General features: G+C 41.7%; 23 protein-coding genes. 15 read left to right on the forward strand and 8 right to left on the reverse strand.

Annotated features, from left to right (window positions below; all coding sequences use genetic code 11):
• Positions 1-81: 81 nt before the first annotated feature.
• Genes BW961_RS24595 through BW961_RS24605 form a run of 3 tightly spaced genes read left to right on the forward strand, consistent with a single transcriptional unit; the run spans position 82 to position 1,464 of the window.
• Positions 82-408, forward strand: a complete 327-nt coding sequence (locus tag BW961_RS24595; RefSeq protein WP_044876632.1) for a PadR family transcriptional regulator — start codon at positions 82-84, stop codon at positions 406-408.
• Positions 409-819, forward strand: coding sequence for a permease prefix domain 1-containing protein (locus BW961_RS24600; protein WP_068590537.1), 411 nt, complete (start codon positions 409-411; stop codon positions 817-819).
• 15 nt (positions 820-834) lie between these two features.
• Positions 835-1,464 (forward strand): hypothetical protein, encoded by a 630-nt coding sequence (locus tag BW961_RS24605; protein ID WP_068590535.1) that lies wholly within the window; start codon positions 835-837, stop codon positions 1,462-1,464.
• 175 nt (positions 1,465-1,639) lie between these two features.
• Here BW961_RS24605 and BW961_RS24610 read toward each other — a convergent pair whose 3' ends face one another.
• Both BW961_RS24610 and BW961_RS24615 read right to left on the reverse strand, forming a co-directional pair.
• On the reverse strand, positions 1,640-2,197 hold the full coding sequence (locus tag BW961_RS24610) for a hypothetical protein (protein ID WP_068590533.1): 558 nt from the start codon (positions 2,195-2,197) through the stop codon (positions 1,640-1,642).
• Positions 2,198-2,391: 194 nt separating this feature from the next.
• Positions 2,392-3,333 (reverse strand): ABC transporter substrate-binding protein, encoded by a 942-nt coding sequence (locus BW961_RS24615; RefSeq protein WP_082867652.1) that lies wholly within the window; start codon positions 3,331-3,333, stop codon positions 2,392-2,394.
• A 230-nt stretch (positions 3,334-3,563) separates the two neighbouring features.
• On the opposite strand from BW961_RS24615, the gene BW961_RS24620 reads away from it, so the two are divergent.
• The 3 genes from BW961_RS24620 to BW961_RS24630 are packed head-to-tail and all read left to right on the forward strand — an operon-like array spanning position 3,564 to position 6,402.
• Positions 3,564-4,550, forward strand: a complete 987-nt coding sequence (locus BW961_RS24620) for a FecCD family ABC transporter permease (RefSeq protein WP_068590529.1) — start codon at positions 3,564-3,566, stop codon at positions 4,548-4,550.
• Positions 4,547-5,590, forward strand: coding sequence for a FecCD family ABC transporter permease (locus BW961_RS24625; RefSeq protein ID WP_068590526.1), 1,044 nt, complete (start codon positions 4,547-4,549; stop codon positions 5,588-5,590). The genes BW961_RS24620 and BW961_RS24625 overlap by 4 nt, the downstream gene beginning before the upstream one ends.
• 20 nt (positions 5,591-5,610) lie before the next feature.
• Entirely contained in the window at positions 5,611-6,402 is a 792-nt protein-coding gene (locus BW961_RS24630) for an ABC transporter ATP-binding protein (RefSeq protein ID WP_068590524.1), read from the forward strand.
• Between the two features lie 353 nt (positions 6,403-6,755).
• Here the strand turns inward: BW961_RS24630 and BW961_RS24635 are convergent, their stop codons facing one another.
• Positions 6,756-7,613, reverse strand: coding sequence for a prohibitin family protein (locus BW961_RS24635; RefSeq protein ID WP_068590522.1), 858 nt, complete (start codon positions 7,611-7,613; stop codon positions 6,756-6,758).
• A 211-nt stretch (positions 7,614-7,824) separates the two neighbouring features.
• On the opposite strand from BW961_RS24635, the gene BW961_RS31345 reads away from it, so the two are divergent.
• The 3 genes from BW961_RS31345 to BW961_RS31355 are packed head-to-tail and all read left to right on the forward strand — an operon-like array spanning position 7,825 to position 8,314.
• Positions 7,825-8,028 (forward strand): hypothetical protein, encoded by a 204-nt coding sequence (locus tag BW961_RS31345; protein ID WP_068590520.1) that lies wholly within the window; start codon positions 7,825-7,827, stop codon positions 8,026-8,028.
• 24 nt (positions 8,029-8,052) lie between these two features.
• Positions 8,053-8,202: a WG repeat-containing protein gene (locus BW961_RS31350; RefSeq protein ID WP_280175223.1), complete on the forward strand. Its 150-nt coding sequence runs from the start codon at positions 8,053-8,055 to the stop codon at positions 8,200-8,202.
• Positions 8,183-8,314 carry a WG repeat-containing protein gene (locus BW961_RS31355; protein ID WP_244556054.1) on the forward strand — a complete coding sequence of 44 codons (132 nt, stop codon included), beginning with the start codon at positions 8,183-8,185 and terminating at the stop codon, positions 8,312-8,314. Before BW961_RS31350 ends, BW961_RS31355 begins: the two co-directional genes overlap by 20 nt.
• Before the next feature lie 171 nt (positions 8,315-8,485).
• On the opposite strand, the gene hpaB is transcribed toward BW961_RS31355, so the two are convergent.
• The gene (gene hpaB, locus BW961_RS24650) at positions 8,486-9,937 is read right to left on the reverse strand and encodes a 4-hydroxyphenylacetate 3-monooxygenase, oxygenase component (RefSeq protein ID WP_068590518.1); all 1,452 of its coding nucleotides are present in this window, start codon (positions 9,935-9,937) and stop codon (positions 8,486-8,488) included.
• Positions 9,938-10,249: 312 nt separating this feature from the next.
• Here hpaB and BW961_RS24655 point away from each other — a divergent pair, with 312 nt between their 5' ends.
• The 6 genes from BW961_RS24655 (at position 10,250) to BW961_RS24680 (ending at position 16,321) form a co-directional block, all read left to right on the forward strand.
• Positions 10,250-11,113 carry a class I SAM-dependent methyltransferase gene (locus BW961_RS24655; RefSeq protein WP_068590516.1) on the forward strand — a complete coding sequence of 288 codons (864 nt, stop codon included), beginning with the start codon at positions 10,250-10,252 and terminating at the stop codon, positions 11,111-11,113.
• 4 nt (positions 11,114-11,117) lie between these two features.
• On the forward strand, positions 11,118-11,831 hold the full coding sequence (locus BW961_RS24660; RefSeq protein ID WP_068590513.1) for an RluA family pseudouridine synthase: 714 nt from the start codon (positions 11,118-11,120) through the stop codon (positions 11,829-11,831).
• 183 nt (positions 11,832-12,014) lie between these two features.
• On the forward strand, positions 12,015-12,932 hold the full coding sequence (locus tag BW961_RS24665) for an aldo/keto reductase (protein ID WP_068590510.1): 918 nt from the start codon (positions 12,015-12,017) through the stop codon (positions 12,930-12,932).
• 384 nt (positions 12,933-13,316) lie between these two features.
• Positions 13,317-14,081 (forward strand): DeoR/GlpR family DNA-binding transcription regulator, encoded by a 765-nt coding sequence (locus tag BW961_RS24670; RefSeq protein ID WP_068590507.1) that lies wholly within the window; start codon positions 13,317-13,319, stop codon positions 14,079-14,081.
• 205 nt (positions 14,082-14,286) lie between these two features.
• Complete coding sequence (locus BW961_RS24675) at positions 14,287-15,144, forward strand: DMT family transporter (RefSeq protein WP_068590505.1); 858 nt, start codon at positions 14,287-14,289, stop codon at positions 15,142-15,144.
• 112 nt (positions 15,145-15,256) lie between these two features.
• On the forward strand, positions 15,257-16,321 hold the full coding sequence (locus BW961_RS24680; RefSeq protein WP_068590503.1) for a metallophosphoesterase family protein: 1,065 nt from the start codon (positions 15,257-15,259) through the stop codon (positions 16,319-16,321).
• A 289-nt stretch (positions 16,322-16,610) separates the two neighbouring features.
• Here BW961_RS24680 and BW961_RS24685 read toward each other — a convergent pair whose 3' ends face one another.
• The 4 genes from BW961_RS24685 to BW961_RS24700 form a co-directional block, all read right to left on the reverse strand.
• On the reverse strand, positions 16,611-18,707 hold the full coding sequence (locus BW961_RS24685) for a DUF5054 domain-containing protein (protein WP_068590500.1): 2,097 nt from the start codon (positions 18,705-18,707) through the stop codon (positions 16,611-16,613).
• A gap of 263 nt (positions 18,708-18,970) precedes the next feature.
• Positions 18,971-19,696: a LutC/YkgG family protein gene (locus BW961_RS24690; RefSeq protein ID WP_068590498.1), complete on the reverse strand. Its 726-nt coding sequence runs from the start codon at positions 19,694-19,696 to the stop codon at positions 18,971-18,973.
• The gene (locus tag BW961_RS24695; protein WP_068590496.1) at positions 19,689-21,203 is read right to left on the reverse strand and encodes a LutB/LldF family L-lactate oxidation iron-sulfur protein; all 1,515 of its coding nucleotides are present in this window, start codon (positions 21,201-21,203) and stop codon (positions 19,689-19,691) included. The genes BW961_RS24690 and BW961_RS24695 overlap by 8 nt, the downstream gene beginning before the upstream one ends.
• Complete coding sequence (locus BW961_RS24700; protein ID WP_068590494.1) at positions 21,200-21,928, reverse strand: (Fe-S)-binding protein; 729 nt, start codon at positions 21,926-21,928, stop codon at positions 21,200-21,202. The genes BW961_RS24695 and BW961_RS24700 overlap by 4 nt, the downstream gene beginning before the upstream one ends.
• Between the last annotated feature and the right edge of the window lie 18 nt (positions 21,929-21,946).

Raw genomic sequence — 21,946 nt, forward strand, 5'->3', positions numbered from 1 at the left:
GATTACTTTGACAGATAGAGCAATGTGTGATAATTTTACTCTATCAGCTAGAATACTTTTTCTTGAACAAGGAGGATGCAAATGGTTCGTAGTGACATTATTCGTGGGCATTTAGATGCTATTATTCTGCGGCTCATCTATGAGAAGGATCAATACGGTTATGAAATATCCAAAGAGATCAGTTTACGGACAAATGACCGCTTTCAGATTAAAGAGGCAACATTATATGCCGTATTCCAAAGGTTAGAAAGAAGAGAATTAATTGAATCCTATTTCGGAGACATTTCACATGGAGGCAAACGTAGATATTACAAGATAACAAAGCTTGGAAAGGCCTATTTCAAAGAAACGGTAGAAGAATGGCAAGAAATCAAGGAAATAATAAATATTTTTATGGAGGGTATGTGAATGCGTACAATTAAAGCTCATGTCAAGGAATTATTTAATGACATCCCGGCAAGTGAACAAAAGGAACTCATGATGCAAGACATCATTCAGAACCTGGAAGAGAAAGTTAGTGACTTGATGTTTGATGGTAAAGATGAGGAAGACGCTATTAATAAGACCATCGTTGAGTTCGGTGATATTGAGGATATCAAGAAAGAGTTTGGTACGAACCCTAAGCCATTCCCACTTAAGAACCCCAAACGATTCTCTTTACATTTAGGCTTCTCACTTTGGGGAAGTGGACTTATTACAGCACTGTTTGTATTCATTAATCTTTATTATTCCCCTGATGTGATCTGGTTCGTGTATCCCGTATTCGCTGTTGCATGGTGGCCACTCGCGATGTTTTATCGATGGTTAGGCAAGAAATAAGGAGGGTTACCCATAATGAATAAGCATCAAGCAAGTTTTGCTACTGTTGCCAGTGTGATATGCATTCTGTTTTTTGCCTTTATTAATTACAATACCACGCCTCATGAGATATGGTTCATTTATCCTTCCTTTGCAATTCTACAGTGGCCCATCTCGATCTATTTTTTGACAAAAGGTAAGCTTCATCACTACTCAGCCATAACCTCCTTGATCCTCATTTCATTTCTAATTATTGAGAATATGTTAAATAGTCCGGATCATATATGGTTTGTATTCGCTATCTATCCGCTGCTGTGGTGGCCCATTCTCATGTATTTGGGAAAATATCGTTCGTCATTTACCATCGCGATCATCGGAACTCTATGTACGATTTTTTATTACGAAATGCTCAATTCATTCTATGCTCCTCAATATCCTTGGGTCATTTACCCTTCATTTCTCGTATTATGGTGGCCTTTAGCGATATACTTCTGGAAAAAGAAGAACTATTTCAATTTCTCCATTGCAGCATGTCTTCTCACAGCCATATTTTTTATCACAACAAATGTCATTTCAACTCCGAACAACATCTGGGCAGTCTATCCCATCTTCGCCATGCTTTGGTGGCCTCTAAGTATGTACTATTACGGAAGAAGGGCGTATTAAATACTCTAATCCTTACATACAACGACAGCCAAACCTAATCACATCACAACACTCCTTCCTCAGAACTTTCGGCAAAGATATCCTCCAATAGCTGAGCACATTTCATAACTAGCCTCCTCAGATCGGGAAGGCTAGTATACCTTTTAAGTATAATTTTATTGTAGATATAATCTCTTTACGTTTCCAACACCTTATACACAAGAAACATAGAAGCTACGAAGATAATATCAACGAACACAATCGAAAGTGTAGGATAATCCATCGTGACCATCACACCAAACATGGCTCCCATCATCCCCCCCATGATACCTGAGAGCATCCCGTCCATAGATGCAAGAAGACTTAAGGGTAATCCCGCTATACAACCAACGACGATACCGAACACAACGCCAATGACGGCCGATAAGAATAATTTCTCTAACCATAGACCTGCGATTGTTCCAACCACCAGACTTGAAGTCATACTTAAGGTCATCGTTACCATCATACCTGACATTTGCGAAGTCGTTGATCCCTGCTTATGTACACGAACCATAAGAAGTATGATTAAGATAACGACGATACATAGAGATATGACACTCGTATTGATCGTTAATAAGGATGGCCCTTTCATGTTCGCGGCAACATCACCTCCATGTTCATGAGCTAATACAGGTATTGCAGGAGTAATACAGCACAACAACGTTATTAACCCAATGATTCTGACCCACATAAGCATGTAACGATCTTTCATCCAAGTACCTCCTTTATCTTCATTAGGGGACATACTACTTTTTAAAAATTCATACGCAATCCCAATGATGTATTAATAATCACTAATGGGGTGCATCATAAAATATATGGTCAATCAAATAGGTTATGCCAGCACTCTTAATAATGCAAAAACAGCCGACCCAATAAATGGGTCGGCTGTTCCAATTCAGTTATTTATTTTACATCATAAATGGTGTAAAGCTCATCCAAGAGTAAGTTAGCAGCTTTGATACCGCCTGCCGTATTCCAAATTGCATCATCTACACGATATACGCGTCCTTCTTTAACCGCACTTAAACCTTTCCACAATGGATCATTGATCCACTCTTTTTCCGTATCATTCCCTTTACCGTCACCGGTGTCGTAAGTGAAGTAGAATAAGCGGTGAGCATCGACTTCTGGTAAACGTTCTTTCGTAATTTCATCTACAAATGTTTCTTTACTTTTTAACGTCATATCATTACGAGTAATGCCAATTTGGTCGAAAATAATACCTGAGAAGGTGTCACCATGATATACACGCGTCTTACCACCCATGAATCGAACAACAGATACAGTATCTTTCAGTTTATCGCCAGCTTTGGTTTTGAAATCTTCAATTCGAGTATCGAATGCAGCAAGCTGCTTGTCTGCTTCTTCTGATTTGCCCAATGCTTCAGCATATAGCTTGAAGTTAAGTTTCCAATCACCACGTAACGTTTCCGATTCAATAGTTGGCGCGATCGCCTTCAATTGTTCATAAATTTCCTCATGACGCATTTTGTTAGCAATAATTAGATCTGGCTCAAGTCCTGCAATTAGCTCTAGGTTAGGTTGTCCTTCTTCGCCTAGCTCTTGAACACCTTCCATATCGGCTTTAATATGCTCATACCATGGACTTCCTGTCCACGACTTAACGGCCCCGACCGGTTTAATTCCAAGTGCCAGCACTGCTTCAGTTCCTTCATTCGTAAGAACGACCACGCGTTGCGGTGTACCTTTTATATCTGTTTCACCCATCGCATGCTTCACAGTACGAACCTCATTTGAAGATTGATCCGTTGCTGCAGCACCTTCACTCGTTTTATTCGAAGTATTTGCTGCATTATTGTTTGAGCCACAGCCCGTTACGATCATAACAAGTATTAGCGCACTTAATGCCCACCATGTTTTTGCCTTACTCTTGTTTGCCTTTTTTAACACGTTGTCTTCCCCCTATGTATTGAAAATTATTCTCAATGAACAATATAAATTAATATTTAGTCTGTTGTCAATGAAAATGATTATCATTTGCATTGACACATGTTAATCAATCTACTAAAATTCTAAAGTAGACACTCGCAAAATGAAGCAGAAAGTAGGCATATATGAGATTACTTGGGCTCGCTTGTTCATTGTTCATACTTGGGGTTGCTGTAATATGTAGCGTTATTTACGGCGTTACAGATATTCCGTTATCCTCCATATGGGAATCCTTCGTTCATTATGATTATTCATCACAAGAACATCTAATCATTCAAACGGTGCGAGTACCACGCGCACTGATAGCAGTAGCTGCTGGAGCAAGTCTGGCTGTCGCTGGCGCATTAATGCAAGTTATTACACGTAATCCAATCGCTTCGCCAAGTTTATTCGGGATCAATTCCGGTGCTGCATTCATGGTCGTTATCGCTTCTGGATGGCTTGGCATTAGCGGTATGCAATCACTCACCTTATTCGCTCTCTTAGGCGCTGCAATCAGTGGATCTATCGTATTTTATCTTGGAAGTATTGGAAGAGACGGTATGACACCTATCAAAATCACGTTGGCTGGTGCCTCAATCGCTGCCTTTTTCCACTCCATGACGCAAGGATATATGCTCACAAATGGTAAAATGTTCGATCAAGTCCTCGTGTGGTTAGTTGGTTCAGTAGCCGGAAGAGACATGAATATGCTCATTAATGTGTTACCATATTTGTTCATCGGATTCATAATAGCCATTTCACTCTCACGTCATCTCAACGTATTGTTGATGGGAGATGATGTAGCTCAAACTCTGGGTCAACGGACCGCTCTAATAAAAAGTCTGGCTTCCGTTGCCGTTATTCTACTCGCTGGAGGATCTGTTGCTGTGGCTGGACCCATCGCATTTGTAGGCATTATTATCCCGCATATTGTCCGATATCTCGTCGGTAACGATTATCGCTGGGTCATTCCATACTCTGCTGTACTTGGCGGTATTTTACTTGTGACCGCAGATATTGGTGCCCGATACATAGCCATGCCCAAAGAAATACCTGTAGGCGTCATGACTGCGATTCTTGGCGTGCCATTTTTCGTCTATATCGCTAGGAAAGGAAAACGAGTGCAATGAGCAAATACACACCATTACGATGGAACAAGACCAAGTTATCTTTTCTAATTGAGAAAAGAACCTTGTGGATTATAGCTGCTTTGCTTGTTCTTTGCGCTACTTTAGTTGTCATTAGTACGGGAGTTGGTAGTAAGTACGTATCGCCATTTGAAGTGATTCAATCGATTGCTGGTAAGGGAAGTAGCATGAACGAAGTCATCATCATGAAGCTCCGACTTCCTCGCATCCTTATCGCAGTGCTTGTTGGTGCCTCATTAGCCGTTGCAGGTGCTGTGCTCCAAGGTATCATTCGCAACCCGCTTGCATCACCCGATGTAACGGGTATTACAGAAGGAGCATCGCTTGGAACTGTCCTTTTCATTTTCTTTTTATCTGAGAAAGTCTCGATCCAATGGGCTCCCCTAGCAGCTATCGGTGGGGCATTTATTGTAACAGCTCTTCTATATCTACTTTCATGGAAGAACGGAGCCTCCCCCTTACGGATGATATTAATTGGGACAGGTCTGTCAGCTGCCTTCAAGTCCATTTCGTATATGTTTATCATTTCAGGATCCTTCATATTAGCAAACAAATCGATGATATTTATGACGGGTAGCATCTATGGATCGTCTTGGGAAAAGGATGTTTCCACCCTACTACCTTGGGTTCTCATATTACTCCCTCTTACATGGATTCAATCTCGACATGTCAACGTTCAGGCGCTTGGAGATGATGTAGCCGCAAGTGCAGGCGCAAACGTACAACTTCATCGACTTATATTGCTACTTCTTAGCGTTGCATTAGCAGGGGCAGCTGTGGCTATAGGAGGAGCGATTACATTCATTGGTTTGATGGCGCCTCATATCGCTCGTAAGCTTGTTGGCTCATCATTTGGTGGACTGCTACCTGTGAGTGCATTATTGGGAGCACTTATATTACTCATCTCTGACCTCATTGCCCGAACGCTCTTCGCACCGCTCGATATACCTGCAGGTGTATTCACGGCAGCCATCGGTGTACCGTTCTTCTTATATTTGCTGTACCGTAACCGAAATGCATAATTCTAGGAGGAATGACTTTAATGAGCATACTTGAAGCCAAAGATTTGGCTGTGTCCTACGGTGGAGTCTTCATCTTTGATCATTTGAATTTAGAAATACCTGAAGGAAAAATCACAGTGTTTATCGGCAGCAACGGGTGTGGTAAATCGACGTTGTTACGATCATTAGCTCGTCTACTAAAACCCGTGCAAGGCGAAATACATTTGGATGGATCGAATATCTCCAGTATGCCATCCAAAACGTTAGCGAAGCAGCTTTCCCTCCTGCCACAAGGTCCCGTCACTCCGGAAGGATTGACCGTCCTGCAACTAGTGAAGCAAGGTCGATATCCTTATCAATCTTGGCTTCAGCAATGGTCTAAGGAAGATGAACAAGCTGTACACGCTGCAATTCATGCGACAGGTATGGAGGCTTTAACGGAGCGTTCTGTCGATTCATTATCTGGAGGTCAACGGCAGCGAGCATGGATTGCGATGACACTGGCCCAACAGACCGACATTATATTGTTAGATGAACCAACCACCTATCTCGATTTAACTCATCAGATTGATGTGTTAGATTTATTACATGAGCTAAATGAACGAGACGGTCGTACGATCGTCATGGTACTTCATGATATTAATCTAGCCTGTCGATATGCGGACCACATCGTGGCCATTCAAGACGGGGCTGTATATACACAAGGACGTCCTTCAGATGTTATTCATCCAGAAACCATTGAGTCCGTATTTCGATTGAAATGCCAAGTGATTTCAGATCCGATCTATGGTACTCCGATGATTGTGCCACAAGGTAAGTTAAGAAAGAAATAGTGACACTAACATTAATAGTATCAGAGCTAGGATCAAAGTATAGATGATACTACAACACAATTATCTAGTTCTGAACAGACCAAAGAGCGCCTCAACGGGCGCTCTTTGGTCTGTTCCCATACAACTTTACCACTCGAAGAATATACACTCACCTAAAATTATGATTTCCCTTTTCCGATCACGAGTTCCATAATCATAATCATCAGCACGAGCAGTTGAATGAGTTGTTCTACGGTCATCTTCGTCCGCCTCCATCTTAAACAGGATGGCTCTTTCGGACGATTTCCCTCTCAATACACCCGGACGTTCCCCATAACATAATTATGCGAAGCTAAGATAGATTATGTCATTAATTAAGGTTGAACCGACTGTATAGTCGACTGTTGATTAAAGGAATCTACATCGATAAACGGTGTTGCCCCACCTGTTACATTAGGCAACTGTCCATTCCATTTCTCTACGGCTTTTTCTTGGACTTCAATTTGTTTAAGTTGTACGAGCTCCGGTGTGACTTCAAGTTTCTTAAGCTTCAATGATTCTGCTTCTGCCTGTGCTTGAACGATCTTTTGCTTACCTTCAATCTGGATACGTTTAAGGTCATTTTCGGCTTTAAGTGCTTGTTGTTGTGCAACTTGTTTCGCTTCAATGGATTGATTAAATGCATCTGAGAATTTGAAATTCACAATATTGATGTCATTTACGATTAGGTCGTATTTAGCTAATCTTTTCGTCAAATTCTCACTAATCTCTCCTGCTACAACATCCCGCTTCGCAATTAAATCTTCAGCTGGATACTTCGCTGTTACTTCTTTTACAATCTCCTGAATCGCCGGGTTGATGATAATTACGTCGAATGAGCTTCCAATATTGTTCATTAAATGGTATACAGCTTCCTTATTGACCGAGTAATTGACTGCAACATGTGTCGATACGGGCTGAAGATCCTTCGATGAAGCAGTTGTGTCTGTCTCAGCTTTGGTCACTTGCGTATTCACTTGAATAATAGACTGGACGAAAGGAAGCCTCAAGTGGATTCCAGGATCGAGCGTATTATTATTTAATTTACCAAACGTCTTGTAGAGTCCTATATGGCCATATTGAACCGTGGAAAAGCCATTTAACACCAATAATAATACAATTAAGACAATAACAACTAGACCCGACATCCATTTCACATTCTTTTTCACATTCGGATTAATCTCAGTATTCAATCGTATACCTCCCATAATGATGTAGTCTTATTCAGCTTACCACTGAAATCAATGTGGCGGAACATAAATATTGGTAATTTATACGAACCACAATAGGAAAAAGTTTCAAGTGAACTGAGAGCATAATCCTACGACAAATGTATCTTTTTACAGAAAAATACGTTAATAGTTGTAACATATTTACAACCTTTCCCTACTAGGAGCTGTCAAAATGATTAGAAAATTGAGATTCGTTTTATTGATGTTATGTACTACGCTTTCCCTTTCGGGTACAAGTTTTGCCTCCTCAGACACGACACAAATCGAAGTCTCCACAACACTTTTGAACTATAGTCATGTTCGACCTCAAAGTGATGGGGCATTCCATGTTGGTTTATTATACGCTGAACAATCGAATGGTGCCCTTGTTTACTAGAATACCAAAGGTAAATGGGGATTTATTGATAAGCAGGGCAAGATCGCTATTCCCTTTAAGTATGATAACGCTGATGGTTTCTCTGAAGGTTTAGCCACTATGTATAACGCTAGTGGACACGTTGGGTTTATCAATATAAAAAGGAACATTAGTCATAGGTTATCAGAAATATAATAGAGCCTTCCCATTCAAAGAAGGTTTTGCTTTAGTAGGGGTAGAGACGACGTCTGATCCTTCAGGCAAATTTGGGTATATCGATCGCCAAGGCAAACTACTGACGAGCTAACTCACCAAGCTGCATCCTCATCGTTTAATAATGGTTATGCTGTAGCGTTGAGAGATCTAGGCACCGGGTTTATCCTGACCAAATGTCCCTTGTCACCATACCGTGATTACTGCCCCACAACATACAATGGCAAGCCAAAGGGATAATTCATCCCTTGGCTTGCCATTGATGTCATTTCAAGAAATCATTCACTCGATTCATGTATTTATCTTTATGAGAATAACCATGGAATAATCGCCTATTTACTGTATTGGAATCTCCGAAGAAGAATCGCTCATACAGTGACTGCCGACCTCCGAACCCACTTGAGCTAAGTTCCCATGCAAGTCGAAATAATTGAACCTTATTCTTGGCATCTGTGTTATTCCCTGTTAAATAAGTACTTAAATACGGTTCGATTTCTGTGTTGAAATCAGATTCTGATGGAATCATGATCAATCCACTTGATCCGATCAGTTGAATGATCTCCAGTATCCGCGGATATATTTTGGGAAATAAGACATTCGCTGTCCATAATGAATTACGATCTGGGAGCATACTTCCCCAACGATCAAGCGATGCATTGACCTCTGAAGCAATTAATAGCGATTTCAACGTCTCTACATTAACAATAATTTCAGATACTTTTTCTATAATATGTGGATGATTACCGATATCGAGGGTCTCCACCATATTAAGAACAACACCAAGCAGAAACTCTGATTTCGTAACATATCTACATATGACCTGGTGAGCTGAATGCGTATGAAATGCACTCTCACTGAATAACTGCTGTGATAGACGGTCATTCCCTGCTACAAACACACGATTCCACGGAACAAGAACATGATCGAATACAATCAGTGTATCCATTTCTTCGAACCGTGAACTTAGCGGATAATCAAAGCTTGAATCTCCCCCTACCATACTTTCTCGAGCGATCCACTTCATACCTGGCAAATTATTAGGCACAGCAAATACAAATGTATTCGGGTTATTCGTTTCCTGAAGATAAGTTGTAACCGGTGGATGAACCCATACCTCGTCGGAAGTTACCCCTTGTGTAGCCAATAAAAATGCACCATTAATCACAATTCCATCTTGATTCTTATCCACAATCTTCGCTGCTTGTGTGTCAAATGACCCATCATCCATCATCTTGACCACCCGACTGGACTGCGGCTGAACAAAGACATGAGATAAAGTCACGTCATTCTCGCGGCAATACTCATAATAATTCCGTAAATTATTTGCGAACTCTGGAGAAGCCTCTGTTAATAATTCTGCTGCTGTTTGAAATGCCATTAGCGCTGTGTTCATATAATCTGGCGAACGTCCCATCATACCATGATGCCGCTCGCCCCATAATGACATCATCACTCGACGTCTAACCAAGTCATCCTTTGTTGTAGGCTGTAGATATGACAACCCCACTGGATTACCTGTTGTAGGCGAGATATAGGTCATTCTGTCCTTATATTCCAACTCACTCTGCATATCATACAAAGCAGCTTGTGTGAGCATTAACCCACGAAATGCCTTGTGATTCGATATCCTACCCAAGACTCTCTGACCGCTTAACCAGACTTCAGGCTTAGAATGATCGATTTGTTGTATATACTGTGACCCGTTCTTGATCCCCATGTGTCAGACCACCTTCTAAGCATAATAATACCTCAGCATATTCTCCTAACCCTTGGTGAGAACGCGACATCTGCCCAATCTTTGATGAATCTTTTTAAGTTCAGAGTATCAAGTGGCTGTTCATAAACCCAAGGCTCAGAAACTTTATAAATCTTGTGGTTTCGTGACGCAAGAGAAGCAAGATTATTATCAATTTACAGGTTAGGAGACAATTTCATAGTTAATATGACGCTATAAGATGCATTGTGAGGGACAAATGTTGTACAATATAAGCTAAATGACTTTTAGACTGAAATGAAGGATGGATTAATGATGTATGTAGCACATGATTGGAAAGATTACAAATTATTGGATACCGGTGATGGAGACAAGCTTGAACAATGGGGCGATGTCCTCTTACGTAGACCCGATCCACAGATTATTTGGCCTTTAAAGAACGAAACAGAGCAATGGAAGAAGGTTCATGGCCATTACACACGTAGTTCTGCGGGTGGTGGTCAATGGGATATGAAGAAACCCATCCCTGAGCGCTGGACCGTTTCTTACGATAAGTTGAAGTTCCATATAAAACCTACCAATTTCAAACATACTGGACTATTTCCTGAGCAAGCTGTCAATTGGCGCTGGATGATGGATAAAATTTCAGGTGCTGGCCGTCCTATCAAAGTATTGAACCTATTTGCTTACACTGGCGGTGCTACCGTTGCTTCGGCTTATGCTGGAGCAGATGTTGTACATGTTGATGCGGCTAAAGGAATGGTACAGTGGGCCAAAGAAAATCTTCAACTTTCCGGTCTTCAAGACCGTCCAGTACGATTCATCACAGATGATGTATTTAAATTTGTTCAACGTGAACAACGTCGTGGTAATAAATACGACGCTATCATTATGGATCCTCCCTCTTATGGTCGTGGACCCGGTGGCGAGATGTGGAAGCTAGAAACAAGTTTGTATCCGTTTCTTGAGAGCTGCATGGAGATTATGTCGGACAACCCGCTCTTCATGCTCATTAATTCATATACGACAGGTATTTCACCAACAGTACTGAGTAATATGCTGACTATGACTGTATCTCAGAAATATGGTGGAAAGATATCTTCTGGTGAAATCGGCTTACCGATTGCCGCTTCTGGATTGACACTTCCTTGTGGTATTCTAGGTCGCTGGGAGGCTTAAGTCTATGAATCAAGGGGATACATCTAGTTCTAATATTCCTATCCTCTACGAGGATAATCATCTTCTTGGGATCGTCAAACCAGTGAACGTTCCCACACAAGAAGATTCATCGGGAGATCCCGACCTCGTAAATATTCTCAAGCAGGATATTAAAGATCGTTATAATAAACCCGGCAACGTATATGTTGGGCTTGTTCATAGATTAGATCGACCTGTTGGAGGCGCTATGATCTTCGCTAAGACCTCTAAAGCGGCTTCTCGGTTATCGGACTCGGTTCGAAGCCGAAGCTTCCGCAAAGTCTATTTAGCGGTAGTTCATGGGACTCTTGCCTCACCTCAAGGAAGATTAACCGATATGCTATTGAAAGATCCTAAGACGAATATCGTATCCGTTGTTCCAAAAGGAAGAGAAGGTTCGAAAGAAGCCATTCTCGATTATAAGGTTATCGGAACTTCGAACAATTTAAGTTTAGTTCAAATCGAACTACTTACGGGTCGATCGCATCAAATTCGCGTGCAGTTCAGTCATGCTGGTTACCCCTTATATGGTGACCAGAAGTACGGTCGTGAAGTGAACAAGGTGGGACAGCAAATTTCCCTTTGGTCTGTATTTGTAGGTTTCCCTCATCCTGTCACGAAAGAAGAAGTTACGTTGGTATCCACACCACCTTCCCAATATCCTTGGGATTTGTGGCCGCAGGATACCGTTCAATTGTAATATTCCATAATGCACCCCTTAGTAAATTCGTTGGACAACCCTCTTGGTTCATCCAATGCCATATCTAGGGGGTGCATTTTTTATGGGTAATACTCTCTTTTTTTCAACGAAAGCGTTATAATAATAGAGGGACTACTCCTAATTATTTAAGTTCCATCATAATTTATTGAAAGTGGTGTTGTTATGAACAATATAAACGTTGGAAAAAGTGGGTTAAGTGCTTCAGAGATTACCCTTGGATGTATGAGGATCGCGGAACTATCCACACCGGATGCCGCTAAACTAATCAATACCGCTATCGAAGAAGGCATAAACTTCTTTGATCATGCTGATATTTATGGTGCTGGGAAATCAGAGGAAATTTTTGCGCAAGCGTTTGAGATGAGCCCTAGTAAACGTGATCAAATAATCATACAGACCAAATGCGGCATTCGTCCTGGATCCTTTGACTTTTCCAAGGAACATATTTTGAATTCTGTTGATCTTAGTCTAAAGCGTTTACAGACGGATTATATTGACGTGTTACTACTACATCGTCCTGATACCCTTGTAGAGCCCGAAGAAGTCGATGAAGCTTTCACGATATTACATAACAGTGGAAAGGTCAGACATTTCGGAGTGAGCAATCAGAAACCAATGCAAATCGAATTACTTAACAAGTACTTACTTCATAAACTTATCATCAATCAACTACAGCTAAGCATTACCAATACCGGAATGATAGATTCAGGGCTCAACGTTAATATGCAGATCGACCATTCCATCGATAGAGACGGAAGCATATTGGACTATTGCCGCCTGAAAGATATCACGATCCAAGCATGGTCTCCTTTCCAGTACGGATTCTTTGAAGGTGTATTCTTAAATAATGATAAATTCCCAGAACTCAATAACACAATTGATCAAATCGCTGAAGCTAAAGGTGTATCCAATTCAGCCATTGCTATCGCTTGGATTCTAAGACACCCAGCGAAAATTCAAGCAATCGTTGGGACAACGAATGCCGATCGATTGAAAGCTATTTGTAAGGCCTCAACCATTACTCTTACAAGAGAAGAATGGTATGAGATTTACAGAGCAGCAGGCAATAAGCTTCCATAAAGATTTCATTGTCATAACACTAACTGTATAAGATTTCCATGCGTTGAACAAACGCAAATAACCCCTTCAAGTATGTTTGAAGGGGTTATTTTTAATGCTCAGTTCTATCATTGAAAATGAGCGTTGTAGCCAATCATATTTAAAAAAAAGAATCGTTCAACATCTCCTATTTCGAACGATTCTTAAATGCTCTCCACCTAAACCCCACAATCACCGTAGACACCACACCAGATCCATGCATGTTCACATATCAGAGAGTCTTTTTTTACGAAAATAGAAAATGGATAACGTGTGTATTATTGTGTATTGTTGTGTTTCATTGCATCATATCCTACGATCTGTTACGCTTAATTTTAAAATGTCTAGAAAGGTAGGATCGGGAGCATGTTAGTTCATGAACGACACAACTCAATTTTACATATGCTACATGAAAGTAAGACTGTCAAAGTGACGGATTTCATTGCGAAGTTTGGAGTTTCCTTTGAGACGGTTCGCAGAGATTTGGAGTATTTGGAGAAGGAAGGCTTCTTAAAGCGTGTGCATGGAGGAGCAACCCTTCCGGCTTCGGACTATCGGAAGGAGCTTTCTTTTACAGTAAGAGAGTTGAAGGGAGTCAATGAGAAGATAGAGCTTGCGCATACAGCTTCTCAATTCGTATCCGAAGGTCAATCGCTATTCCTCGATGTAAGTACCACTAATACGGAGTTTGCAAAGGTGCTTATGAAGAACTTCGAGAAACTTACGATTATAACGAACTCATTTCCAATAGCCTCCTTGTTGATGCAAAAGTCTGGTTTTACGATCATTTTCGTAGGAGGTGTAATTCGGAATTCCGAACAATGCGTTGTCGGAGACATCGCTGAGGATTTCATCTCACGGTTTCGTGCGGATATATTCTTCATGAGTATTAGTGGAATCTCATTGAGCGAGGGTTTAACGGATTATGGTATGGGTGAAATTCAATTGAAGAAGAAAATACTGGCACGTTCTAATCATGTTGTCGTATTGGCGGATAGCAGCAAATTCGATGCGGTCTCCCTGTCCCACGTATGTGGATTTCAAGATATCGATCGGATTGTTACAGATAAGAAGATCGATCCGGAAATCGTTCGTTCTTATGAAGACCAGGGCGTAGAAGTTATTTACTAACATTTTGTTTACATAAGCATTCTTCCATCAGGGAATATCCCTGATGTTTTTTTGTTTTCATCCAAACAAAAATAGGGTAAATCAAAGCACTTTGGAAAGCTACTTTTTTCTGTTGACAAAGAAAAATAGGGATGATAGGATGAAAACAAATTGTGTTTTATTGTGTTATTGTTTGTTTGTGTGTGTTTTAAAAGGAGGGTGTAGTATGCACATTATTTCAGTCTTACTTGTACTCGTCTCGGGAATTTCTCATGCACTCTGGAATCTGCTTACCAAGCGCAGTGAGAACAAACAATTGTTTCTGTGCATCATCTTTATTCCTTCTACCGTGTTACTTCTTCCTCCGTTTCTAAAGGAACTAGCGAACCCAAACATGTCTGCGCAAGGTTATATTCTTCTCGTATTATCCATGATCATTCAAGGGGGATATGCTCATTTTCTCGTCAAATCTTTGACTCACGGAGACCTCTCTCAGGTCTACCCAATGATGAGGGGGATCAGTACGTTTCTTCTCCCACTGGTCAGCGTACTGTTTTTGAATGAGACTTTGTCTGTCTGGGGTTGGATCGGATTAATGTGCATTGTGACCGGTTTTGTCATGACCAGCGGTCTCATTTTCATGAAGCAAAGACAAACAATTCCGTTCAAGGTCATTTTATACACGGTCGGCGTTGGGTTTTGTACAATGAGTTACGTATTGGTAGACAAAATTAATTTACAGCATTTCTCTCCGATCGCTCTCCTGGAAGCTTCGAATATTGGATTCATGTTAGGCCTGATGCCGCACATTAAGTTTAAGAAAGTCAACTGGTCCGGGGTTCTGAAGAAGAATGCAGTACTGATAGGTGTCGGTTCCATCCTTTCGCCTGGATCTTACTTCTTGTTCCTGCTAGCACTAAATCTTTCACCTTTGACTTATATCGCTCCACTTCGAGAAATCGGAACGGTTATCGGCACACTAGCGGGAATCTATCTCTTGCACGAGAAGAAGGAACTTGTAAGGATCGTGTCGGCAAGCATTATTTTTATCGGAATCGTGTTGATTGGATTTTTGGGAATATGAAGATGAGGGGACCAGCAATATATCAGTCGCTCATTCTCATATTCCCCATGGGTTCCTCCGCTCAGAAAGCATTGGTCAAATATTTGAATAAAGAAGGATGTGAAAGAACGTAATGGCTAGCATCGAAAGGATGTACACAGATATCGTGAAGGCATCAGTCAAAGAAATCTCGGCCGTCCAGAGCGAATCTACGCTAAGCTTTGTTTTTATCACCGATCTCCATCATCGGCAAGGTGGAAACATGCTTCGTACCACACAAATGATACAGGAAATAACCGATCTTATGCGGCTGGACTTTATTCTATGTGGTGGAGATATTAGCATCAACGGGCCGAAATCCAAGGTAGTCGCCGCGCAAAAGGAAATCATTAAGACGCTTTCAGCCCCAAATATACCCTTGTTAACGGTTAAAGGTAATCACGATGACAACTCCATCTTCGACTATGAGAAGCGCAGAGGCAAAAGTGCAGAGCATGTCGTGTACCCGCATGAGTCGCATGAGATTACGCTCAGTTCAATCTGGGAATCAGCTCATTTCGATTCGGCTAATCCATATAGTCTGTATTATTATGTAGACTTTCCTAGCCGAAAGACGAGGGTGATCGTGTTAGATTGCATGGATCATCCTTATACCCACAAGGCCAATGGAGAACTGAATTATTTGGGACAATGGCATTATGTTGTATCATCTAGACAACTAAATTGGTTAGCGCATGAAGCGCTAACATTCGGGGGCGATTCAGGCTGGAGCGTTCTAATAGCCTCGCACGTTCCCATTACGCAAGATGAGGTAATCGGAGCCGATCATGCCATACGCAATGATCATGCGCTATGGGGAATTATTAAATCTTTCCGGCTTGGCGAGAGCTTTGCTTCCGAGGGCGGTGAAGGTGATTTTACATACCAAGTGAAAGCGGATTTCTCCGGACAGGGTCCGGGGACGATCATCGGATGCCTGTTTGGGCACGTTCATCACGACCAAGTCTTATATAGAGATGGAATTCCGATGATATCCACCCTGAACGCATGCACGAACCGAGAATTCCCCGAATCTCCCAAACGTAAGAATCGCACGATAACCGAGACTGCATTTGACATTATGACAGTAGATTTTGTGCAATCAAGTATATCGGTTCATCGGATCGGGGCAGGTCAGAATCGCATTGTAAAGTTCTGAAAAACGGTAGGAATTAAGTAGAAACGGCAATGCAGTCCTTTTTCAAAGACGGCACCCGTTTCGGCGGAAATATAAGGAATAGAGTATCAAGTGAAACTTATACTTTCTTATATTTTAAGAAAAGATTCTCAAATATGTAGACACGATCATTCGTGCTCGCCTACAAGAGAATCTTTTTCTTTTGAAAATTATAACGCATTCATATTTGAGGATTCCCTTTAGAACATCTCAGTGTTAGCTAAGTTTCCAATAGGATGCAAGTTCAATCTCCGTATGATTATGTCCGCTTTTACAAATGAATCGAGAATCTAAATTTCATATTTTCTTCAAACCACATCTTGAAGTTAGTTCCCCATACATTATTATGCAATAGAAAATGCATTCCCCCATCTAACGGAGCAAACGATTGATCAAATTGCAAAAGACGCTTCTCCCCGGGCGCCACAAGAGGCACATCGAGAGTTTCAATGAACACCGTGCCATCGCTTCCATCGTAATAAATTCCAGAGTTCACTGCATGCAAATTACGGTTGCCATTCTTTACAACTTCCGATGGAGAGATTCGATCTCCCATTTTGTCCATCTTCCATAGATTAGGGTTATCTACCTTCAATGCAAAAGAAAACCAACTTGCCTCTGGCAGTCGATAAGCCTGCTTATCCAACCAGCTCAATTCTGCATCTATCTTCTTCTCCTTTTTGTAAAACTTGTAATCGATCCGGATTTCACGCGGTGCTCCATGCACTTGAAAACATTCCTGAGGCATCAATAGTTGCACCTGCACAAGATCATAACTTTCTTCAGTTCGCATTAAAATGGTGGTCATCGTTGGTGAATATCGTTGATGCTTCGGTGTAGGTTCTGCAAATTCCATTCCTGGTTTGCCGAAATCCGCATCAGACCAATTGTAATTAAACCTCGAATTCCTAATATAATTTTCAAACCAATGATTGTAATTCTCAATCCCAAAAGTTTCGTATTGAAAGCTACCTAAGCGATGCGATTGATCTGCCCAGATCTTTCCCTGCTCGTCAACTAAACTTGAGATGGATCCATCACTTTCAAACTTAACTTTGAATGCTCCCAACCTATAATCATAGTGGCTATTCAGTTGTTCTCCATCTTTCCAACCTTCTTGTTCGGGAGCCAAATCATGAAGTGCTTTCGTAGCTTCTTTCCGCTTATCAATTGATAATCCACGAATAGCCTGCTCATTATATTCGCGTTGCTCCTGGAACGAGCTTTCGTAAGCAGTAAATGTTTTATTCAACTGAATTCCTTCAGCCAACTTGAATGAAGCACTTTCACCTAACGTAAAATATCCCAAATAGCGATATTTATCAGGAATGGCCTCCTCCGTAATGTTATCAGCCTTGCGTGCAGCTTGAAAATCTTTAACCGAATAATTTTTGAAATCAGTCAAATATTTCTTCTCATCCATTCCCCACGTATGCTCTGGAATCAGAATAAGCTTGTCGCAAAAATCGGTATATTCCTTGCTTCCGGGATCAAGCCTTCCTTCTTGTATCCATTTATCACGTAGCCGTAATAATTCTCTATAGTGCGCCACCTTTAACGGATCTGAAGCAACACCATGAATCCAAGTATCTCCAATCTCCTCATAAACAACGGGAAATCTATCTTTAATCGCCCATAGTCTTTCAGCGAAAGCTTCCATCGTAGAGGCAATAATTGTCGCGTCAGGATAGCTTTCTACCAGCTCTGCATATGCTAGCTGGATCTCCTCTGATGTCGGTGGTCCATCATTATCACCCGTATGTGCAAACAACATCGCTTCATCAATTCCATCGCACATGACCATATCTCCATAGGTGGCCGAATAATTAACAATAACCTCCGAACCATCTTTACCTTTCCATACAAAGATATCAGGCACGCTTGGTACCTTCGACGCTGAATTTACACCTAAATGTAGATAGCGAATTCCAAACTTAGCCAGACGAGGAATAATAGCTTTTGTATGACCGGGAACATCGGTCATTTTAGCCGATATTGTGCGTTTACCAAAGCGAGCATCAAGCTTTTGAGAAATGGACAACCCATAATCAAATAATACAGGGTCCATTAGCTCACTATGCGTTGTAAACGGTAGCCCATGCCACGTAATAACCCCTGCGGAAATAGCCTCCTCCATTCGCTTCTTCTGCTCTTCAGATGCTTGTTTTAAATATTCATGAATGAGCCAAGATCCCGTCGTCCAGACGAACTGTATCGGACTTTCCTCAAGCTGCAGTTGTTCAGCCAAGCGCATCGCTTCTGGAATATAGGAATGGAAATATTGCTCCACTACATTTTGAGCCAAATCTGTAAAACCGACATCCAAATGTGTTTTGAAAACGACATGTATTTTTTTGATAGGATCCATTTAATACGCTCTCCCTTGCCATCATTTTTTCACAATTTATGTGTTGTCACTTCGTTGTCAGTTGTACTAATACCTAATTCAGTCACCAGCTGTAGAATACCTCTTTTTGAAATATAGCGATCAATAATGGACTGCTTAATCGTTTGCCAATTATATTAAAAATAGAATGAGAAAGGCCAGCACCCTTCTCTCGGATACTGACCTTACCTTTAAAGAATTTTCGGGAATGATAGGCTTCCTAACAATCCATTATTTCACAACTCTCACCCCACAATCAGCACGAACACCACACCAGGCCCATGCACCCCAATGGTTAGATCGTTCTCAATATCTGCCGACCGGCTGGGGCCGGAGATAAAGTGAATACCAGCTGGGAGCTGCTCCCTTCCTGCTTCATCGAAATCAATCAATACCTCACCTAAGCGAGTCTTTAATCGTTCCAATGGGATGATCGCAATCAATGCGGTAGGTAATAGACTAACGGATCTTCCTTTGTCCTTGGAAGATACCACAACGATCGATCCCGTATGTGATACAGCATAGTCTGCCATTACAATCCCGATGTCGGCTTCTGCGGCTCGAGCTATCCAATCTTCATCAGATTCGCTATTCCACTGCGATACTACGACATCCTCTAACTTTTCTTTCAGTTGAAGATGATTCAGTTCAATCTCATTCTGATGAATCATATATCGCGCAGATAATTCAATAGCTTTACTGCAAATAAAGGACTGCACTTCTTGCATATCAGATAATCTATGTACATGTCCACCTGCGGCTTCGAAATTATCTGTGAATTGTTGAACTCGTTCATCAGAAGACCATCCGAAGGTTTGCCAGAAATCTGGTGCCCCTCGAAAGGGATGTGGTGGAGCAGTTGTGAGACGTGGATGCCCTAATCGTCCGGCAATCCCATTCATGAATTGCTCCTGTTTCGCACGGGATTCTGATTCCATTTGTGCCAACCACGCTTGATGTGTCTCAGTCATGGCCTTTACCTCCCGCTTCCCTATTTCTTACGATCTCTTCCATTCGATTGGAGACCAAGGGATCTATCTCTTGTAATCCGTGTCGAATCTCTTCTTCCATCGTGCCCCACTGATCACGAAATGATTGCTTAGCAAGGCTTGGAGCGACACGATAGTTATTCCAGCCTTTTAATGGACCAAGCTTCGAGGTGATTTCTCCATCTTTCACGACAAGTCTCTGCGCTAGCTTTCCAACTTTCAAAGCGTTCTCATAACGTTTCGAATTAGACATAATTGCAGCGAAGCCACGCATTCCGATAGACTCCATTTTATCTCCGAGTCCTCGTTCAACCTTGCGCCTACGCAAGTAGATCAACATATCATGCAATGGTATTTTAACCGGGCAAGCTTCATAACAAGCTCCACAAAGGGTCGATGCACTAGCAATGTCATCCCATTGGTCGATATTCTTATTCAGTGCAGGTGTTAATACTGCTCCTATCGGACCGCTGTACGTACCACCGTATGCATGCCCGCCAATATGACGGTACACAGGACAGGCATTTAGACAAGCACCACAACGAATACAGTTAAGTAGTTCTTGAAATTCCGGATCACCCAGTTGTAAAGAACGGCCATTGTCTAGAATAATAATATGCATCTCATCCGGACCATCCCCATCTTCCTGTCTACGAGGTCCCGTAATGCCAGACATGTACACCGTTAACTTCTGCCCTGTAGCGGAGCGTGGAAGCAGTGTTGCCATGACTTCTAGATCACTCCAGGAAGGAATAATCCGTTCCATACCCATTAATGTAATTTGTGTTGAAGGTACGGTGGACACCATTCGTGCATTACCTTCATTTTCAAATAAGACCATAGAACCTGTCTCTGCAATCGCAAAATTACAGCCTGTCATCCCAATATCCGCTTCGAGGAACTTCTCCCGTAATTTCTTGCGTACAAACCCAGCGAGTATGGCGGTGTCAGGTGGTAACGTCTCTCCGGCTTCTTTGGATAAAAGATCAGCAATCTGATACCGATTCTTATGAATCGCAGGAATGATAATATGAGAAGGCGTCTCTCCAGCCAATTGGATAATATATTCACCCAGATCACTCTCCACGACATCCACACCAATGGATTCAAGTGCCTGATTCAAATGGAGTTCTTCTGTGACCATCGACTTGGACTTCACGACTGACAATGCTTGTTTCCGCTCAGCAATAGCAAGTGTGATCTTTACGGCATCTTCAGCAGTATCTGCAAAATGTACGTGAACGCCATTCAATCTAGCCTGGTTCGCAAATTGATTCAGATAATAATCTAGATGAGCAATGGTATGTAGTCTTATTTGTCGACCACGTTCCCGCCATTCCTCCCAATTCCCAAGATCATCTGAAGCTTTTCTTTTTCCATCACGTAATCGTTCGGTCGTGAATTTAACAGCCTTACGTAGAAAATCATCATTTAAAGCAAGTTCTGCACGCCCTTTGACAGTCGTTCCTTTCATGTCTGTCTTACTCATGCATGCTCCACCCCTTCAAATAGCAACTCTGCTAAATGCATAACACGGATTGGCTTATTCCTATAACGTAGATTACCTGCAATGTTCATAAGGCAAGCCATGTCTAGACCGACAAGCACTTCTGCTTCACTTTCTAGCACATGATCCGCCTTCTCATTTACCATAGCTCCTGATATATCCGACATTTTAACAGCAAAGGTTCCCCCGAACCCACAGCAATCCTCGGCAAAAGGAAGGGGGATGAGTTCCATTCCTTTGACATTCCTCATTAGCATCATCGGCTCTTCCTTAACCCCTAAAATCCGGCTTCCATGGCATGATGGATGATAAGTCACTTTATGCGGGAACGTTGCCCCTACATCAGTAACCCCTAACACATTCACGAGAAACTGTGTGAACTCATAGGACTTTTTACGTAATCCCTCCGCTTTAGCAAGCAAGATAGGATCATCTTCAAATAATTTCGGATAATGATGAATCATACCTATACAGGATCCTGAAGGCGCGATGACAAAATCACTATCCTCAAATGCTTCTAGAATCGTCTTAGCTGATGCTCGCGCTTCTTCCCAATAGCCGCTGTTGAAAGCGGGTTGTCCGCAACAAGTCTGAATAGTGGGAAAGTGAAGAGCAACACCATATTTAGCCAACAATCGAGCCATGGCCTCTCCAATTCGAGGATACACAGCATCACTTATACAAGTTATGAACATACTTACCTTCATCTGTCGCACCTCACTTTC

The sequence above is a fragment of the Paenibacillus macquariensis genome, from assembly GCF_900156375.1.
In the GTDB taxonomy this organism is placed as follows: Bacteria; Bacillota; Bacilli; order Paenibacillales; family Paenibacillaceae; genus Paenibacillus_AQ; species Paenibacillus_AQ macquariensis.

Bases quoted from the DNA above. Each gene is read 5' to 3' on its own strand.
- BW961_RS24670 (WP_068590507.1), top strand. From the start codon at position 13,317: ATGTTAGTTCATGAACGACACAACTCAATTTTACATATGCTACATGAA.
- BW961_RS24615 (WP_082867652.1), bottom strand. From the start codon at position 3,333: ATGATCGTAACGGGCTGTGGCTCAAACAATAATGCAGCAAATACTTCG.
- BW961_RS24610 (WP_068590533.1), bottom strand. From the start codon at position 2,197: ATGAAAGATCGTTACATGCTTATGTGGGTCAGAATCATTGGGTTAATA.
- BW961_RS24600 (WP_068590537.1), top strand. From the start codon at position 409: ATGCGTACAATTAAAGCTCATGTCAAGGAATTATTTAATGACATCCCG.
- BW961_RS24620 (WP_068590529.1), top strand. From the start codon at position 3,564: ATGAGATTACTTGGGCTCGCTTGTTCATTGTTCATACTTGGGGTTGCT.
- BW961_RS24625 (WP_068590526.1), top strand. From the start codon at position 4,547: ATGAGCAAATACACACCATTACGATGGAACAAGACCAAGTTATCTTTT.
- hpaB (WP_068590518.1), bottom strand. From the start codon at position 9,937: ATGGGGATCAAGAACGGGTCACAGTATATACAACAAATCGATCATTCT.
- BW961_RS24630 (WP_068590524.1), top strand. From the start codon at position 5,611: ATGAGCATACTTGAAGCCAAAGATTTGGCTGTGTCCTACGGTGGAGTC.
- BW961_RS24655 (WP_068590516.1), top strand. From the start codon at position 10,250: ATGTATGTAGCACATGATTGGAAAGATTACAAATTATTGGATACCGGT.
- BW961_RS24690 (WP_068590498.1), bottom strand. From the start codon at position 19,696: ATGACTGAGACACATCAAGCGTGGTTGGCACAAATGGAATCAGAATCC.
- BW961_RS24605 (WP_068590535.1), top strand. From the start codon at position 835: ATGAATAAGCATCAAGCAAGTTTTGCTACTGTTGCCAGTGTGATATGC.
- BW961_RS24675 (WP_068590505.1), top strand. From the start codon at position 14,287: ATGCACATTATTTCAGTCTTACTTGTACTCGTCTCGGGAATTTCTCAT.
- BW961_RS24685 (WP_068590500.1), bottom strand. From the start codon at position 18,707: ATGGATCCTATCAAAAAAATACATGTCGTTTTCAAAACACATTTGGAT.
- BW961_RS24660 (WP_068590513.1), top strand. From the start codon at position 11,118: ATGAATCAAGGGGATACATCTAGTTCTAATATTCCTATCCTCTACGAG.
- BW961_RS24665 (WP_068590510.1), top strand. From the start codon at position 12,015: ATGAACAATATAAACGTTGGAAAAAGTGGGTTAAGTGCTTCAGAGATT.
- BW961_RS24680 (WP_068590503.1), top strand. From the start codon at position 15,257: ATGGCTAGCATCGAAAGGATGTACACAGATATCGTGAAGGCATCAGTC.
- BW961_RS24595 (WP_044876632.1), top strand. From the start codon at position 82: ATGGTTCGTAGTGACATTATTCGTGGGCATTTAGATGCTATTATTCTG.
- BW961_RS31345 (WP_068590520.1), top strand. From the start codon at position 7,825: ATGATTAGAAAATTGAGATTCGTTTTATTGATGTTATGTACTACGCTT.
- BW961_RS24695 (WP_068590496.1), bottom strand. From the start codon at position 21,203: ATGAGTAAGACAGACATGAAAGGAACGACTGTCAAAGGGCGTGCAGAA.
- BW961_RS24700 (WP_068590494.1), bottom strand. From the start codon at position 21,928: ATGAAGGTAAGTATGTTCATAACTTGTATAAGTGATGCTGTGTATCCT.